Here is a 16868-nt window from a genome sequence, read left to right on the forward strand (position 1 = left end):
AAACCATGAAAAAGTTCATCCTGCTTGCAGGTGTAACTCTGCTTAGCGGCTGTATGTTTGGCACGTCCAGCGAAATTAAAAAAGCTGAAAAACTACTCTCACATTTTCAGTGCAATAATATTGAAAGTTCACATATGACTCATAGCTCGATTACAACTTTCCATGAAGAAAAACTAGCATCAAGTAAACAAAAAGTCGTGTCTTATATCGATAGCTATAAGCAAGGCGAAAAGTTATTTCGTATCCCGCTCATCGATGTGGTTGACCAGCAATACATTATTTATAAGGCGGCATGTCAAAATCTGGGCGGTATCCATCCCGATTTTCATGATTAAATTCAATATAAAAGTCTAAACAAAATCATCTAAACGTAAAAAGGACAGCCAATACTGTCCTTTTTTATTGGATTGTTAGATTAGTAATAGCGTGTATCGACACTGAATTTTTCAGGAAATTTGGCATGTATTTGCGCATAGAAACCCATGATTTCCGCCATATCTTTTTCATAATCACCTGTAGGATAAACAATTTTACCCACACCTGTTTTTTTCTGCGCATAGTCCATATAAGCTAAAGCAATCGGCACACCCGCTTGCATAGCAACATGATAAAAACCAGTTTTCCACTTCTCTTGTTTAGCGCGTGTCCCTTCAGGCGTCACTAACATGACCAATTTCGGATGATGCTTAAATAAGTCAGCCATGAGCTCAACCATACTTTGACGAGCTTCACCATCTTTTTTTGGACGTCGATTAATACCAATCCCGCCCATGGCACGTACAAAAGGCCCAAACGGGAACTTCATATAACTGTCTTTAATAGTGATGCGAACATTTACCCCTAAAGCTTTCAGGGCAAGGCGTGCATAAAGTGCATCCCAATTACTGGTATGTGGCGCTGCAATCATGACACATTGGTCGATATTTAAATCCCAATGGTTATCAATTTGCCACCCCATTAAGTTCAGACTTTTTTCCGCTGTTTTTTCAAACACAATTTGCACCGACAGTTTTTTCTATGCCGCAGAGTTTAACAACGCAAAATAATTATAAAAGCCTATATTGTTTAGTTATTCACCAATTAATATATAAATGTCCTTTAGCGTTCACTTTTAGGTAAATCACCAATATTTCACTATTTACGAATTTTAAAAATCAAATGTCTGTTTTGATGTATTAACCAAACACACAATTGTTAACAGGAATAGGCTATTTTTCTTGAGCAATAAAAGTCACGCTTAGCATTATATTGGGTACATACGGTGTATAAATCTCATGAAAAAACTAATGCTCGCTCTCTGTATGGTCAGTGCAACCCTAACGGCATGTTCAAAGACCAGCAATGAATCTGAAACCGCTATACCACCAGATAATAATGTCATTGCTAATACAGACGCTGCCTCAGAAAGTCCGATTGCCACAGGTGATAACACCGAAAATGCACTTGATTGGGCAGGTGAGTATAAAGGGGTTCTACCTTGCCATGATTGCAAAGGGATTGAAACTGAACTTGAACTCAAACTTGATAAGAGCTATGAACTCAGCCAAGAGTTTTTAGGTAAACCTGCGAACACTGAAAATAAAGTGAAAGGCAGTTTTAAGTTCTTGCCAGATCAACCTGGAATGATTCAACTTGATGCCGAGGGCGACAATCGAATTTACTTTGTAGGTGAAAACTTTATTGAGCTTCGTGGTGATAAAGGTGAAAAACTAGAAATGCCTGAAGTAAATCTTAAACTCACCAAAAAGCTTGATTAGTGTTTTACTCTAACTAGGATTGTTATAAAAAAATCCCCGCAAAAGCGGGGATTTTTTAGATCGGATGATCAGTATGAATTACATCATACCGCCCATGCCACCCATACCGCCCATATCAGGCATAGCAGGTTTGTCTTCTGGGATTTCAGTGATCATACATTCAGTTGTAAGCATAAGACCTGCAACAGATGCAGCATGCTCAAGCGCAGAACGCGTTACTTTAGCTGGGTCAAGAATACCCATTTCAAGCATATCGCCATACTCTGAAGTTGCAGCGTTATAACCGAAGTTACCTTCACCGTTTTTCACAGCATTGATTACAACTGATGGCTCATCACCAGAGTTTGCAACGATTTGACGAAGCGGCGCTTCAATTGCACGACGTAAAATGTTGATACCAACATTTTGGTCATCATTAGCACCAGACACACCTTCAAGTGCTTTTGCAGCACGTACAAGTGCAACACCACCACCTGCTACAACACCTTCTTCAACTGCAGCACGAGTTGCATGAAGTGCATCGTCAACGCGATCTTTCTTCTCTTTCATTTCAACTTCAGTTGCAGCGCCGATTTTGATTACAGCAACACCGCCTGCCAATTTAGCAACGCGTTCTTGAAGTTTTTCTTTGTCGTATTCTGAAGTTGATTCTTCAATTTGAGCACGAATTTGAGTTACACGTTCAGCAATTTGCTCTGCAACACCTGCACCATCAACAATTACTGTGTTTTCTTTAGAAACAGTAACTTTATGAGCTGTACCTAAGTGCTCAAGTGTAGTTTGGTCTAAAGACATACCAACCTCTTCAGAAACTACAGTCGCGCCAGTTAAAATCGCGATGTCTTGAAGCATCGCTTTACGACGATCACCAAAACCAGGTGCTTTAACAGCACAAACTTTGATAATGCCACGCATGTTGTTTACAACAAGAGTTGCAAGTGCTTCACCTTCAACATCTTCAGCAATGATAAGAAGCGGTTTACCTGTTTTAGCAACAGCTTCAAGTACAGCAATTAATTCGCGGATGTTGCTGATTTTTTTATCAACAAGAAGAATGTATGGGTTTTCAAGTTCAGCTGTTAGTGTATCTTGTTTGTTTGCAAAGTACGGGCTGATGTAACCACGGTCAAACTGCATACCCTCTACAACATCTAGAGAATCTTCAAAGCCTGAACCCTCTTCAACTGTAATTACACCCTCTTTACCGACTTTTTCCATTGCTTGAGCAATAAGTTTACCAACAGTGGTGTCAGAGTTCGCAGAAATAGAACCTACTTGTTCAATCGCTTTAGAGTCAGATGCAGGTTTTGCAGTCGCTTTAATTTCAGCAACTACAGCTTTAACCGCGATATCGATACCGCGTTTAAGATCCATTGGGTTCATACCCGCAGTTACTGATTTAATCCCTTCATTAAGGATTGCTTGTGCAAGAACAGTTGCAGTTGTTGTACCGTCACCCGCGATGTCGTTGGTTTTTGAAGACACTTCACGAACTAGCTGAGCGCCCATGTTTTCAAACTTGTCTTTTAACGTGATTTCTTTAGCAACAGAAACACCATCTTTAGTGATGTGCGGCGCACCGAAAGAACGGTCGATGACAACGTTACGGCCTTTAGGACCTAAAGTCACTTTTACAGCATCTGCAAGTACATTTACACCCGCGATCATTTTTGAACGCGCTGAATCACCAAATTTTACATCTTTAGCTGACATGTCTAACTCCGAATCTTTTTAAAATTTTTAACAATTTATGATGAATAAAAGGGTCTAAATGCGTGTACGAAACTTAAGCTTCAAGTACCGCTAAGATGTCAGACTCTTTCATAATAAGAAGCTCTTCGCCTGCTACTTTTACTTTTGTACCGGCATAAGTGCCAAACAATACGTTGTCACCAACTTTAACGTCTAATGCACGTACGCCATTGTCAGTTACTTTGCCATTACCTACAGCGATTACTTCGCCTTGAGCAGGTTGTTCAGCTGCTGAAGTACTTAAAATAAGACCACCAGCAGTTTTAGTTTCCTTTTCAACACGGCGAATCACAACGTTGTCATGCAAAGGACGAATATTGCTCATAGTTAACTCCAGACTAAGTCTATTTACTAGATAAAAGACGATGACATTTTGATTTCCATAAGCCATCGACAAAAAATAATTTAGATGACACTTTTGTGGGGATGGAAAAAAACCCTTCAAGGGCAAAATTTAATTTTTTTCATTTTTTTGTATTTTTTTTCTTCAAAATTTAAATTTAAAGGATTAAAGCTCATCCAAAATATGAGTACTAAGATTTTCTTCGAATATTTTTAACTTTGAATGATAAAAATAATGCTGCACATTCATCTGCTCATCAATGACATTAAAACTGTTGGCAAGGTTCTCGTGTAGGCGATATGACGTTGCAGTTCCAGCATGAATATCCCAAACTGGATGCGCAGCACCTAAAGCATAAATCTGATTGAGGTCATAGCTGGCTGGAACATGTAAATGCCCATGCAATAAACCATTTAAACCGTGTTGACTCCACTGTTCGAGTGCCAAACGCCCTTGAACAGGACAATCTTTCACACCATGCGGGTCATTGGGCGGCGTATAAAAAGGTTGATGCGCTATGATTAATTTCACTTTATTGGGCGGCGCATGTTTAAGTAATTCCTCGACATGATGTATTTGCTCCAGCGATACATGCCCTCGCGTATGGTAACGACGGCGAATACTATTGATCCCAATTAAATAAAAATGCTCGGTTTCCAGTACATTTTCCATGGCACCAAAAAAAAGTTGATAACGTGCAAAAGGACTAAAAACACGGTTCCATAAATGATATAGCGGAATATCATGATTCCCCGGCACAACGATATAAGGCAGCTTTAAGCTTTCTAAAAATTGCTTACATACATAAAACTGACGATAGCGCGCACGTTGGGTTAAGTCCCCACTCGCAACCACGGCCTCGATACGCTGTTCGTGACAAAATTGTTGAATAGCGCGCATACACTCTAGCTTTTCAGTGCCAAAATGCAGATCAGACAGATGCAGTATCATGTGGCACCCGTATCTTTAAGGCTTGTTTTTGCACTCGAATTTTAAGCGGCGGTTTCATTTCTACAATCTCACCATCCACAGCAACGGTCATTTTTTTTCGTTGGGTATGTATGGTGACTTCATCAGCGGCGAAACTATACACATCTGGTGCATTGTCGATATTGCCACGGATTAACTGCCATAAAATTTTAAATAACGTTTTCTTATCACTTTTTGCGACCACCACACCTGCAACTTTACCTGCCTCTGCATCCTTAGCAATTTGCAAGTTTAAATCGGCCAATTGCAATTGATTATTGCCAAAAAAGATCAAGGGCGTTTTGACTGGATAAATATGATGATCCACTTCGATTTCCAATTTCAGCTCTTTACGATCTCGAATGAGCACATCCAAACCTGAGGTATAAGCATGTAATGGGAAACGACAAAACTTTTGATTATAAAACTCTCTTTTTTGTATAAATAAAGGATACAAGCCCAAACTGGCATTGTTTAAATAGATATGTTCATTGATTTGCGCCACATGTACCTGCCGATTATTGCCTGTCGCAATCACCTGTGCCGCTTGAATTAAATCGAGAGGAATATTGAGTACCCGCGCCACATAATTAAATGTGCCCAAAGGTAAGACCCCCATAGGAATATCGGTATGCATCAACTGATGAGCAACAGCATTTAAGGTTCCATCACCACCTGCAGCAACCACAACACCCAAATTATCAGGGTCTTTATGGCGTGCAAATACCTTGCTCATTAAAGTATCAAAACTCGCTTCCTGCCCAAGCTCAAATGACTGTATTTCGAAATTATGATCGGATAATATCCGCACAAGTTCCTCGTAGACTTCATCTTTGTTTGCAGCATGAAATCCTGATTTTTTATTATAGATAATAGATAAAGGCTTGGCTTGTTTAATCACTTTTTATACATCTTGGCCGCTTAGTATTGTATTTTGTCGAATTTAACAGCAAATAATAGCGCCTTTATGTAAAAATCGAATTACCACCATTTATTTAATCAATAATAATTCTCAAATATCAATTACATGCAACTTTTTGTTTTTATTAAAAATAACTATATAAAATATTGTCCATCACGTTAATAAATAAAGTTAAAATTCGCGATAAAATCTATTAAGTTATTGTATTTTATTTACATTTAACTTAAATAGCATTAACTACCAAAAAAAATCTACCACTTCTTTAGTCTTATTTTTTTTATGATTTTATGCTTTAATACAGCCACTTTTTTTCATCTTTTATCTGCATGATGTAACCCATGATGCAGATTATACTTTGTACGGTTAGTACATTTTTGAGATAGGCCTCACCATGACCCAAGTGAACGCACCAGAATTCGTTCGTCACCCTAAGCTAATTGCTTGGGTGGAAGAAATTGCCAAATTAACCAAACCAGCAAAAATCGAATGGTGTGACGGTAGCGCAGAAGAATATCAACGTTATATCGACTTGATGATCGCTAACGGCACTATGCAAGAACTTAACCAAGAAAAACATCCTGGTTCTTACCTTGCTAATTCTGATCCTTCTGACGTTGCTCGTGTTGAAGGTCGTACTTACATCTGTTCTGAAAAACAAGAAGATGCAGGCGCAACAAACAACTGGGAAGCTCCAGCTGAAATGCGTGCTCGTCTGAATGGTTTATTTGACGGTTCAATGAAAGGCCGTACTTTGTACGTTGTTCCTTTCTCTATGGGTCCTTTAGGTTCTCATATTGCTCACATCGGTATCGAACTTACTGATTCTCCTTACGTTGCTGTAAGCATGTCTAAAATGGCTCGTATGGGTAAAGCTGTTTATGACGTACTTGGTACTGACGGTGACTTCATTCCTTGCGTACACACTGTTGGTGCTCCGCTTGAAGAAGGTCAAAAAGACGTTGCTTGGCCTTGCAACCCTGAAAAATACATCGTTCATTACCCAGAAACTCGTGAAATCTGGTCTTACGGTTCTGGTTACGGCGGTAACGCATTGTTGGGTAAAAAATGCCTAGCTTTACGTATTGCATCTTCTATGGGTCGTCAACAAGGTTGGTTAGCTGAACACATGCTCATCCTTGGCGTGACAAACCCACAAGGCGAAAAACACTACATCGCAGCTGCATTCCCTTCTGCTTGTGGTAAAACAAACTTCGCGATGTTGATTCCACCAGCTGGTTATGAAGGTTGGAAAATTGAAACTGTAGGTGACGATATTGCTTGGATCAAACCAGGTGAAGACGGTCGCTTATATGCAATCAACCCTGAAGCTGGTTTCTTCGGTGTAGCACCTGGTACAAATACCAAGACTAACCCGAACTGTATGGCAACTCTTCATAAAGACGTGATCTATACAAACGTTGCTGTAACTGACAACGGTGAAGTATGGTGGGAAGGTCTTTCTAAAGAAGTACCTGCTAATCTAACTAACTGGAAAGGTCAGCCACACGTTGCTGGTGAAAAAGCTGCGCATCCAAATGCTCGTTTCACTGTTTCAGCGGGTCAATGTCCTTCTATTGATGCTGACTGGGAAAATCCAGCAGGTGTTCCGATTTCTGCGTTCATCTTCGGTGGTCGTCGTGCAGACACAGTGCCTCTAATTTCAGAAGCATTTGACTGGGTTGACGGTGTTTACAAAGCTGCAACTATGGGCTCCGAAACAACTGCTGCTGCTGTTGGTCAACAAGGTATCGTTCGTCGTGACCCATTCGCAATGCTTCCATTTGCGGGTTACAACATGGCTGACTACTTCTCTCACTGGTTAGAACTTGGTGAACAAGTTGCTGCTAAAGCAGAAGCTGCTGGCAACAAACTTCCTGGTATCTACAACGTGAACTGGTTCCGTCGTGATGCTGAAGGCAACTTTGTATGGCCTGGTTTCGGTCAAAACATGCGTGTTCTTGAGTGGATCATTGACCGTTGTGAAGGTCGTGCAACTGCTGTTGAAACTCCAATTGGCCGCGTACCGACTTACGAACAATTGAACTGGACTGGTTCAGACTTCACTAAAGAACAATTTGATCTTGTAACTTCACAAGACAAAGAACAGTGGATCAAAGAACTTGAAAGCCACACTGAATTGTTCAACAAACTTGGTGATCGCTTACCTAAAGCACTTAAAGCACGTCAAGACGAGCTTTTAGAAGCTGTAAAAAAATCTGCTTAATCCGCCTTTAATTTCCCTCTTTTAAAAGAGGGATTAAGGAAGATTTAAAAGACCGCCTTGCGCGGTCTTTTTTTATATCAACTAAGCCACATCTTGAGCTTTTTGCTTTATTCGTATTGCCATTAAGTATTCATCCAAAACATCAACTTCAGCTGCACTGAATTGCAAATATAACTTTGTCCGTCTTTGCAAAATATCTTCAGAACTTCTCGCCCACTCCTGCTCAACTAAATAATCCACTTCTTGAGCATACAAACCATGTCCAAAGTTTTGACCCAATTCATCAATCGAAGTTAAATGATTCAGTAAAGCCCAAACACGTGTTCCATAAGCATGTGCCCAACGACTGGCCAGGCTACTCGAAACACCTCGCACTTTTTGTTGGATTTCAACCATCAACTGCTCTATGGATTCTAAATTTTCCGCTCCGGGCAATGTTGCATCAGCTGTCCACGGTTTGGATCGATGATGAAAAACCGTTTTAAGCTGATCTAATGCCGCTTCTGCAAGTTTTCGGTAAGTAGTGAGCTTGCCACCAAAGATTGAAAGTAATGCAGCCCCTTCTACATCCGTCAGTGCCAAGGTGTAATCTCGCGTGACTGCAGCTGGATTATCTGACTCATCATCACACAGCGGGCGCACACCTGAATAAGTTGAAATGATGTCCGTTTGCGTCAATTGAGTTTTAAAGTGATCATTTGACACATCAAGCAAGTAATCGATTTCTTCTTGGCTTATCTTTACTCGATTTGGGTCTGCGTGATATTCACGATCTGTCGTGCCGATCAGTGTAAATTGTTCTAAATAAGGGATCGCAAAGACAATGCGATGATCATCATTTTGCATAATAAAAGCTTTATCACCCTCAAAAAGTTTTGGAACAATGATATGACTACCTTGTATCAGCCGTATACCATAAGGTGACTCTTGCTTTAACCCCTGTTTTATAAAGTCAGCGACCCAAGGACCTGCCGCATTCACCAAGACTTTAGCCTGCACATTTTGCAATCCCTTGGCATTTTTTAGACATACCTGCCAAATTCCAGCTTTACTATATGCATTTAAACATTCTGTTCGAGTCAGAATCTGTGCACCATGTTCTCGTGCTTGTATTGCATTGAGTACAACTAAGCGTGCGTCATCTACTGCACAATCGGAATATTCGAACCCTCGGGTAAATTTGGATGCTAAAGGACTAGCGTCCACATCAAATTCAATACCATTTGAGCCTGAAAGCTGTTCTCGCTTACCCAAATAATCATAAAAGAATAATCCAGTCCGAATCAGCCAAGCCGGACGTAAGTGCGGTTCATGTGGCATGATAAAACGCATCGGTCGAATAATATGAGGGGCTTTTTTAAGCAGAACTTCGCGCTCTGCCAGTGCTTCACGTACCAAACGAAATTCTTTATGTTCCAAATAGCGCAGACCACCATGAATTAATTTGCTACTTGCAGATGAAGTGTGGCTCGCGAGATCGTCTTTTTCACAGAGCAAAACACTTAAACCCCGCCCCGCTGCATCACAGGCAATACCAACACCATTTATTCCACCACCAATGACCACCATGTCATATATTGATTGTTGTTGTGTATTCATCGCTCCCTCCCGCTATGTCTTTTTATTCAACAATGCTTCGTTTTCTTTGCTTTATTATTTTTCTCATTGATCATGCTTTTTTGATCAAGTACCTATTTTGATCAAGATATCTGTACGCTGAGTTTTTTATATCCTTCAATAAATGAGAAGTTATATTTTAAATGTACGTTTAAAAGCCTGCTGGCTCAAGTATGAAATCAATCATTTTAAGGCCCAAACCATTATTCAAAGCAAAATTCATGACAAGTTGTTGATTTGTACACTTTTTAAACAAAACCTCTTTTTTAGTTTACATTTCATGCTTTTCGATACGCATAAGATATTTTCACATAATAAAAAAAGATGGATTTTAAAATGACGGAAGAAATTGTTACTCAATCAAATTTAGATACAAAGACCCGAGTGAAATCCATTCTCGGTGGTTCAGCCGGTAATCTTGTTGAATGGTACGATTGGTATGTCTATGCAGCATTCACCCTCTATTTCGCCCATGCTTTTTTCCCTCAAGGTAGCCAGACTGCACAGCTTCTCCAAGCTGCGGCCATCTTTGCAGTCGGTTTCCTCATGCGACCCATTGGTGCATGGATTATGGGGATCTATTCAGACAAAAAAGGTCGAAAGTCAGGTTTAACCCTCTCCGTCACACTCATGTGTATCGGCTCATTGATGATTGCCATTTCTCCAACGCATGACCAAATTGGTATTTTGGCGCCGATTATTCTTGTGGTTGCACGACTATAGCTAAATACCAAATAAATCATTACAGTAATCTTTAAATAATTTATCAATATCTTTAACTCTAAACTTAGTTCGAATCGCCTTGACTCGTGACCACATATTTTCTATTGGATTTAAATCTGGACTATATTTAGGAAGCCACACAATGTAATGGCCTGCACAACGTATCAACTCCTGAAGTCTTTTCCCTTTGTGAAAGGTCGCATTGTCCATAATCAAAACACTGCTTTCTTTCAACTTAGGTAATAAATCCTGTTCAATCCAACATTCAAATACTTCTGTATTCACAGAACAATTAAACACACCAACTGTCAACAATCTATTTTCGATAATTGCACCGATCGCATTACTGCAATTCTTCAACTGCCAGTTAAATTCACCTTCAGCACGTGTTCCTTGAAGGCTATAACTATGAGTTCTGGTACTTTCACTTTGAAAACCACTTTCATCTATGTAAATCAGAGGCAATTTCCCTTCTAAACACTCTATGAGATTTTGAAATTGCTGACGTTGATTTTGATCTGCTTTAGGATGCTTTAACGTCTTTTTTTACGCGATATTCCTGCGGCATGTAATGCATTAAATACCGCATGAGTGCTTACTCCTAAACGTTCAGCTCGCTCATACTGATAATCATCAGGATATTGTTCAACATCCTTCAATATTTGCTCTCTGCTAATTTTAGCTGGACGGCCAGGAATAGGTTTGTTTGTAGTGGACTTTTTCCAGTTCTGAATCGTTTGTATACAGATGTTAAAATGCTGTGCTGCTTTTCGCACAGACATTTCATCTCGAATCATAATTTCTATGACTTTGTCTTTAAAATCTTTTGAATATCCCATATCTCTATTGTTCTATAGTTTTTAGGATTTGGCTATAATTCAAGGTTTAAGTGTCGGCGGTGAATATGGCGCTAGTGCGACCTACCTCAGTGAAATGGCTGACCGTGACCGTCGTGGTTTTTTTCAAGCTTTCAATATGTGACACTGATTGCAGGTCAGTTGACTGCACTGTGCGTACTACTTATTTTGCAATGGTTGCTGACAGAAGAACAATTGCATGATTGGGGCTGGCGTATTCCGTTCTTTATCGGTGCGTGTTTAGCGGTAGTGGTTTTCCGCATTCGACGTGGCCTACTAGAAACCCAGTCCTTCAAAAATGCACAAGAGCAAAAGGACCAGCCTGAATCAGGCTTATTTTCTCTATTTAAGCATTATCCGAAAGAAGCATTCACGGTGTTATTTTTAACAGCTGGGGGTACATTGGCTTTTTATACCTACACCACCTATTTGCAAAAATATCTGGTCAATACCTCTGGCTTTAGTAAACCTGAGGCCACGCAAATCACCACTTTAGCACTGTTTATTTTTATGTGCTTACAACCACTAGCAGGTGGTCTATCCGATAAAATTGGTCGTAAGCCTTTAATGATCGCTTTTGGGATCTTAGGGGTGCTGTTCACCTATGTTCTATTTAGTGCATTAGGACAAACTCAAGATTATTGGACTGCATTTTGGCTCTGTCTCGCAGGTCTAGTGATTGTCACGGGATACACCTCGATCAATGCGGTTGTAAAAGCAGAAATGTTCCCTGCGCATATTCGCGCATTGGGTGTTGCACTGCCTTATGCTCTTGCAAATACCATCTTTGGTGGTACGGCAGAATTCTTCGCGCTGAGTTTTAAAGAAGCTGGTCACGAGTCATGGTTCTTTATCTATGTGACCATCATGATTTTTATTTCGTTATTGGTCTACGTCTTTATGAAAGACACCAAACACCATTCCAAAATTCAGGAGCATTGATCAGGGTTATTTGAAGATGAGTTATTGATCAATCTGATCAAAAACAGCATGTTTTCCCCATCAAAGCCTCAGTCTATGAGGCTTTGTTTTTTTTCATTTAGTCGTGAAAAATGTATCTGGTCAAAAATATCGCATTTTATAGACTAAAGTCGCATGATTTTCTGCGACAACAGGAGTATAAATTAAATAAATATAGTTCCATCTCCCATTTCGACAAAATATATTGATTTAAACTTTTCCCAAAGAGTTTAAATGGATATGTTTTGCATTCATTCCTTGGAGAATGATGTGTCAAACTCATCTGAGCCAGTTGTTCCTGAACAATTGGATAGAAAAACTCGTGTCAAATCTATCCTCGGCGGATCTGCCGGCAACCTCGTTGAATGGTACGACTGGTATGTCTACGCTGCCTTTACCCTTTACTTTGCACCGCAATTTTTCCCTGACGGTGACAATACTGTAAAACTCTTACAAGCAGCTGCAGTCTTTGCACTCGGTTTCTTAATGCGTCCAATCGGCGCATGGGTCATGGGTATTTATGCGGACCGTAAAGGTCGTAAAGCAGGTTTGACGCTGTCTGTATCGTTGATGTGTGTCGGCTCACTGATGATCGCATGTGCACCAACCTATGATTCTGTAGGCATGCTCGCACCCGCTATTCTACTTTTAGCGCGTTTACTCCAAGGCTTAAGTGTTGGTGGTGAATATGGTTCTAGTGCCACCTATTTGACTGAAATGGCAGGTAAAAACCATCGTGGCTTCTTCTCAAGTTTCCAATATGTCACACTGATTTCAGGTCAGCTATTGGCACTTTGCGTTTTAATTATCTTACAACGCAATTTCTCAGAACAAGCTTTAACTGAATGGGGCTGGCGTGTTCCGTTCTTCATCGGTGCATTACTCGCTATTGTGGTGTTCTGGATTCGTCGCGGTTTAGTTGAAACTCAATCCTCTAAAGAAGCCCAAGAACAAGCTAAAAATGGTGGTCCAAAATCAGGGGCTTTAGCGTTATTTACCAAATATCCTAAACAAGCCTTCACTGTGATCATGTTAACTGCCGGTGGTACTTTAGCGTTCAACACCTTTACCACTTATTTGCAAAAATATTTGGTCAACACGTCTGGCTTTGAGAAAACCACAGCTACCGAAATTACCACTGCTGCGATTTTCATCTTTATGCTTTTACAACCTGCTGTCGGTGCGCTTTCAGACAAAATTGGTCGTAAGCCAATTATGATCGCCTTTGGTGTGCTTGGTGTACTCTTCACCATTCCAATTTTCAACGGTATCGGTTCTACGACCAGCCCAACCACAGCATTTATGCTTTGCATGAGTGGTATGGTGATTGTCACTGGTTATACTGCGATTAATGCTGTAGTGAAAGCAGAGTTGTTCCCTGCACACATCCGTGCCCTAGGTGTTGCATTACCTTATGCCATTGCAAATACACTCTTTGGTGGTACAGCAGAACTTGTGGCTTTGAGCTTCAAAAATGCAGGCCATGAAAACTACTTCTTCTACTACATTACATTCATGATTGGTTTATCTTTAATTACCTATGTCTTCATGAAAGATACTAAAAAACATAGCATGATCACTGACGATTAAGTCGCTCAGCCCTGCTATTCCACTTAAGCTCATCAAAGCCTATTTTGATGAGCTTTTTTTATCTCCATTTCCATCCATTCATCGACTCGTCCACATCATAATTTAATCAAACTTCTTTGGCTTTCTTGGTTTTCGCCATCGAGTCGAAAGACGGACTATGGCATACTGAGCATACAAATACACACGGCGAATGAATGATGAAAAATATTTACAAAGTTTTAAGTTTGGGTATTGTTGCAATGTCGATGGCTGCTTGCCAAAGCACTCCACGTGCTTTTAATGGTCAAACGGGCTTTCAAATAGAGTCCAAATCTGCAGATAGCGCAACACTTGCATATACTTTAGCGGGTCGCCAAAACCAACAACTGGATGCCAATAAATTACAACGTGCTTGCCAAAAAGTATTAAATACGCAAAAGACCTATAAATTACAAATCTTAAGCGTGAACGAAATTGCAAATCCTGCTTTGGAAAATACCCAGTACGGCCGTCAAATTGGTAATACACGTGCGAACTTCGGTCTGTCAAATACCCCAGACCTTCGTAACTCTGAAAACTTAGGCGCACGCGATGCACTCGATGCTCGCCCTGCCACTTTACGTGTGGTTCGTTATACTTGTTCTTAATCAAATTTGCTGTTCAAAAGACAAAAAAAAGATGCTTTGAGCGTCTTTTTTTATGGGTTCAATATTTATAGGGTTTTATAAAAACTCACATTTCGAAACTCAGGTGATTCATCCAAATCAGGCCATGTTGTTGCGCTACGTTCATCGAGTTTTTCATATTTAGGATGACTAAAGTTTTTCACACGACTGTCTGCCACCCACACTTCTGGAGCAAACTTTAAAAACTCATCCAAAAAGAAACGGTTGCATTGGTCATATAGCACATCTGCAGCCAATAAAATATCGACTTGTTCGGCTTTATACAGATCGTCCAAATATTCGAATTCAACATTATTCAACTCTGCATTGGCACGGCAGGCATCTAGGCTCACTTGGTCGATGTCACAGCAGATCACGCGTTTCGCCCCTGCCATTTTTGCTGCAATCGCCACCACGCCTGAACCTGCACCAAAGTCCAACACCACTTTATCTTTGACATGATGCGGCTCTGCCAACAACCACTGCGCCATTGCAAGCCCTGAAGCCCAACAAAAGATCCAATACGGCGTGTCATTCCATATACGGCGAATGACCTCATCATCCAATTTATCGGTTGGAAATACCGGTGGAATCAACCATAGAGAAATCGGGGTTTCAGGCAACTGTTGTGCATGTAATTCACAATGCGGAATGACTTCATGCAGTGCTTTCAGTAAATGTTCAGGGGCTTTGGGAAATTGGAAAGTACAGCTCATATTAAGCCTTGGAGATGATTTTATTTGAATTTATAAACGTATCAGATACGCGACATTGTCATCTGCTGCTGTGCGAGACAGAACTTAATCGAATGAACACTTTTTCTGCGACACCATTAATCAAAAAACTGATTATGTCGAGTTCAGCAGATGACAAATGGTTTTGGTTACTTTTGCCGAAACAAAAGTAACATACGGTCTTCTTACATTTAAAAGTCATAACGGTAAGACTCCGTTGTGACATAAATATCTTTTAATTAAAAGATTAACCCAACGCTTTTTCAGCAGCTTCAACAGTTTGACGAATCAACGTTGTAATGGTCATAGGACCTACACCACCCGGAACAGGTGTATAAGCAGAAGCAACTTCTTCAATACCCACCAATTGGATATCACCTACACCGCCGCCATCACGTGGATGGAAGCCAGCGTCAACAACCACTGCACCCGGTTTGATCCAATCTTTTTGAATTAATTCAGCTTTACCTACCGCACCCACAATAATGTCAGCTTGTTTAACAAAGTCAGCCAAGTTTTGAGTACGTGAATGGCAAGTAGTCACTGTCGCATTTGCTTCAAGTAACATTGCAGACATTGGTTTACCCAAAATTGCAGAACGTCCCACAACAACCGCATGTTTACCTGCGATTTCAATGTTGTTTTCTTTTAAAATGGTCATGATACCTGCAGGAGTCGCAGAACCATACGCAGCTTCACCCATTGCCATACGACCAAAACCTAAGCAAGTTACGCCATCTACGTCTTTTTCAAGCGAGATCGCATCGAAACATGCACGCTCATCAATTTGATCAGGTACGGGGTGTTGTAACAAAATACCGTGAACATCTGGGTTTGCATTCAATTTTTCAATTTCAGCAAGCAATTGCTCAGTTGTAGTTTCTTTAGGAAGCTCAACTTTTAATGAATCCATACCAACACGGCGGCAAGCATTCCCTTTCATACGTACATAAGTTGCAGATGCACCATCGTCACCTACCAAAATAGTCGCAAGAATTGGGGTACGACCAGTTTTCTCTTTTAGCGCTTCTACGCGAGTCAACAAGTCAGCTTCAATTTTCTTCGCCAATGCACGACCATCTAAAACTAATGCCACGGCACTTCTCCAAGTGATGATATGAATCAATTTTGCACATAATACATGATTATTTTAAATTTTTTACCTTGTATGCTGCTTTTATGCTCATACAGATGAATCTGCTATTGTTTTTTTTTCAGAGCTTGCTAATATACGCATCAACAAGACATGGCGGGGTGGCAGAGTGGTCATGCAGCGGACTGCAACTCCGTGTACGCCGGTTCGATTCCGACCTCCGCCTCCAATCTTGTTAAGCCCGAGTGGTGAAATCGGTAGACACAGGGGATTTAAAATCCCCCGCCCACAAAGCGTGCCAGTTCGAGTCTGGCCTCGGGCACCATTCTTCTACTGAAGATGGTGTAATAAAGAACCCAGCGATAAGCTGGTTTTTTTATGCCTAAAATTTAGCAACAGATGTTACGCACGTAAAAGTAATTTCACATTATTTACCGATATTTAAATCTACTCGACAGAGTCTTACATCTAGGGATTGAATAAAGGGATTAGCCTTCGGCTGGAGGTACTTTTGTTTCGGCAAAATGAGAAGCGAAGCTTCGCAAGGAAACCATCTTGCGGTGCAATGCACCTCACCGACAAAACTCGTTCACTAGCGTCTACTTATTCAAAGTATTGCAAAAACATTTTTGATTAAAAACAACCCTGTCTCACACACTTGCGGATGACCTTACCGCGTATCA

General features: G+C 40.5%; 15 protein-coding genes, 2 tRNA genes and 2 pseudogenes. 9 read left to right on the plus strand and 10 right to left on the minus strand.

Annotated features, from left to right (window positions below; all coding sequences use genetic code 11):
- The first annotated feature begins 5 nt into the window (after positions 1 to 5).
- Positions 6 to 335 carry a hypothetical protein gene (locus tag MST16_RS11980; RefSeq protein WP_078192963.1) on the plus strand — a complete coding sequence of 110 codons (330 nt, stop codon included), beginning with the start codon at positions 6 to 8 and terminating at the stop codon, positions 333 to 335.
- 80 nt (positions 336 to 415) lie between these two features.
- On the opposite strand, the gene MST16_RS11985 is transcribed toward MST16_RS11980, so the two are convergent.
- A complete protein-coding gene (locus MST16_RS11985) occupies positions 416 to 994 on the minus strand; it encodes a 1-acyl-sn-glycerol-3-phosphate acyltransferase (protein ID WP_180011855.1) in 579 nt (192 codons plus the stop codon).
- 280 nt (positions 995 to 1274) lie between these two features.
- On the opposite strand from MST16_RS11985, the gene MST16_RS11990 reads away from it, so the two are divergent.
- Positions 1275 to 1757: a copper resistance protein NlpE gene (locus MST16_RS11990; protein WP_180011856.1), complete on the plus strand. Its 483-nt coding sequence runs from the start codon at positions 1275 to 1277 to the stop codon at positions 1755 to 1757.
- Positions 1758 to 1835: 78 nt separating this feature from the next.
- Here the strand turns inward: MST16_RS11990 and groL are convergent, their stop codons facing one another.
- The 4 genes from groL to MST16_RS12010 all read right to left on the minus strand — a co-directional run bounded on the left by groL (position 1836) and on the right by MST16_RS12010 (position 5722).
- Positions 1836 to 3470, minus strand: a complete 1635-nt coding sequence (gene groL / locus MST16_RS11995) for a chaperonin GroEL (RefSeq protein ID WP_078192965.1) — start codon at positions 3468 to 3470, stop codon at positions 1836 to 1838.
- A gap of 73 nt (positions 3471 to 3543) precedes the next feature.
- Positions 3544 to 3834, minus strand: coding sequence for a co-chaperone GroES (gene groES, locus MST16_RS12000; protein ID WP_078192966.1), 291 nt, complete (start codon positions 3832 to 3834; stop codon positions 3544 to 3546).
- Positions 3835 to 4017: 183 nt separating this feature from the next.
- Entirely contained in the window at positions 4018 to 4803 is a 786-nt protein-coding gene (locus MST16_RS12005) for a metallophosphoesterase (RefSeq protein WP_180011858.1), read from the minus strand.
- Positions 4784 to 5722, minus strand: coding sequence for a diacylglycerol kinase family protein (locus MST16_RS12010; RefSeq protein WP_180011860.1), 939 nt, complete (start codon positions 5720 to 5722; stop codon positions 4784 to 4786). Before MST16_RS12010 ends, MST16_RS12005 begins: the two co-directional genes overlap by 20 nt.
- A 412-nt stretch (positions 5723 to 6134) precedes the next feature.
- Here MST16_RS12010 and MST16_RS12015 point away from each other — a divergent pair, with 412 nt between their 5' ends.
- Positions 6135 to 7967: a phosphoenolpyruvate carboxykinase (GTP) gene (locus MST16_RS12015; RefSeq protein WP_180011862.1), complete on the plus strand. Its 1833-nt coding sequence runs from the start codon at positions 6135 to 6137 to the stop codon at positions 7965 to 7967.
- Positions 7968 to 8048: 81 nt separating this feature from the next.
- On the opposite strand, the gene glpD is transcribed toward MST16_RS12015, so the two are convergent.
- A complete protein-coding gene (gene glpD / locus MST16_RS12020; RefSeq protein ID WP_180011863.1) occupies positions 8049 to 9566 on the minus strand; it encodes a glycerol-3-phosphate dehydrogenase in 1518 nt (505 codons plus the stop codon).
- 342 nt (positions 9567 to 9908) lie between these two features.
- Between glpD and MST16_RS12025 the strand changes: the two are divergent.
- Positions 9909 to 10304: pseudogene (locus MST16_RS12025) on the plus strand (MFS transporter); the annotation flags it as partial.
- A 3-nt stretch (positions 10305 to 10307) separates the two neighbouring features.
- On the opposite strand, the gene MST16_RS12030 reads toward MST16_RS12025, so the two are convergent.
- The gene (locus tag MST16_RS12030; protein WP_227554803.1) at positions 10308 to 10793 is read right to left on the minus strand and encodes a transposase; all 486 of its coding nucleotides are present in this window, start codon (positions 10791 to 10793) and stop codon (positions 10308 to 10310) included.
- Between the two features lie 47 nt (positions 10794 to 10840).
- The gene (locus MST16_RS12035; RefSeq protein ID WP_087547287.1) at positions 10841 to 11146 is read right to left on the minus strand and encodes an IS630 transposase-related protein; all 306 of its coding nucleotides are present in this window, start codon (positions 11144 to 11146) and stop codon (positions 10841 to 10843) included.
- A gap of 34 nt (positions 11147 to 11180) precedes the next feature.
- Here MST16_RS12035 and MST16_RS12040 point away from each other — a divergent pair.
- From MST16_RS12040 to MST16_RS12050, 3 genes and pseudogenes are all read left to right on the plus strand, one after another.
- Positions 11181 to 12106: pseudogene (locus tag MST16_RS12040) on the plus strand (MFS transporter); the annotation flags it as partial.
- 288 nt (positions 12107 to 12394) lie between these two features.
- A complete protein-coding gene (locus MST16_RS12045; RefSeq protein WP_078190125.1) occupies positions 12395 to 13714 on the plus strand; it encodes an MFS transporter in 1320 nt (439 codons plus the stop codon).
- A 197-nt stretch (positions 13715 to 13911) separates the two neighbouring features.
- Positions 13912 to 14340 carry a hypothetical protein gene (locus MST16_RS12050; RefSeq protein ID WP_078193296.1) on the plus strand — a complete coding sequence of 143 codons (429 nt, stop codon included), beginning with the start codon at positions 13912 to 13914 and terminating at the stop codon, positions 14338 to 14340.
- Between the two features lie 65 nt (positions 14341 to 14405).
- Here the strand turns inward: MST16_RS12050 and MST16_RS12055 are convergent, their stop codons facing one another.
- Positions 14406 to 15074: a methyltransferase gene (locus MST16_RS12055; protein WP_180010996.1), complete on the minus strand. Its 669-nt coding sequence runs from the start codon at positions 15072 to 15074 to the stop codon at positions 14406 to 14408.
- A 265-nt stretch (positions 15075 to 15339) separates the two neighbouring features.
- A complete protein-coding gene (gene folD / locus MST16_RS12060) occupies positions 15340 to 16188 on the minus strand; it encodes a bifunctional methylenetetrahydrofolate dehydrogenase/methenyltetrahydrofolate cyclohydrolase FolD (RefSeq protein ID WP_180010998.1) in 849 nt (282 codons plus the stop codon).
- Positions 16189 to 16340: 152 nt separating this feature from the next.
- On the opposite strand from folD, the gene MST16_RS12065 reads away from it, so the two are divergent.
- Positions 16341 to 16414 (plus strand) — tRNA-Cys (locus MST16_RS12065).
- Between the two features lie 10 nt (positions 16415 to 16424).
- A tRNA-Leu gene (locus tag MST16_RS12070) sits at positions 16425 to 16510 on the plus strand.
- Positions 16511 to 16868: the final 358 nt, after the last annotated feature.

This window comes from Acinetobacter sp. YH16040_T, assembly GCF_024605785.1.
In the GTDB taxonomy this organism is placed as follows: Bacteria; Pseudomonadota; Gammaproteobacteria; order Pseudomonadales; family Moraxellaceae; genus Acinetobacter; species Acinetobacter amyesii.

Coding starts and splice junctions, on each gene's coding strand:
- MST16_RS12035 (WP_087547287.1), bottom strand. CDS start 11,146: ATGGGATATTCAAAAGATTTTAAAGACAAAGTCATAGAAATTATGATT.
- MST16_RS12055 (WP_180010996.1), bottom strand. CDS start 15,074: ATGAGCTGTACTTTCCAATTTCCCAAAGCCCCTGAACATTTACTGAAA.
- MST16_RS12005 (WP_180011858.1), bottom strand. CDS start 4,803: ATGATACTGCATCTGTCTGATCTGCATTTTGGCACTGAAAAGCTAGAG.
- MST16_RS12050 (WP_078193296.1), top strand. CDS start 13,912: ATGAAAAATATTTACAAAGTTTTAAGTTTGGGTATTGTTGCAATGTCG.
- MST16_RS11980 (WP_078192963.1), top strand. CDS start 6: ATGAAAAAGTTCATCCTGCTTGCAGGTGTAACTCTGCTTAGCGGCTGT.
- glpD (WP_180011863.1), bottom strand. CDS start 9,566: ATGAATACACAACAACAATCAATATATGACATGGTGGTCATTGGTGGT.
- MST16_RS11990 (WP_180011856.1), top strand. CDS start 1,275: ATGAAAAAACTAATGCTCGCTCTCTGTATGGTCAGTGCAACCCTAACG.
- MST16_RS12015 (WP_180011862.1), top strand. CDS start 6,135: ATGACCCAAGTGAACGCACCAGAATTCGTTCGTCACCCTAAGCTAATT.
- groES (WP_078192966.1), bottom strand. CDS start 3,834: ATGAGCAATATTCGTCCTTTGCATGACAACGTTGTGATTCGCCGTGTT.
- groL (WP_078192965.1), bottom strand. CDS start 3,470: ATGTCAGCTAAAGATGTAAAATTTGGTGATTCAGCGCGTTCAAAAATG.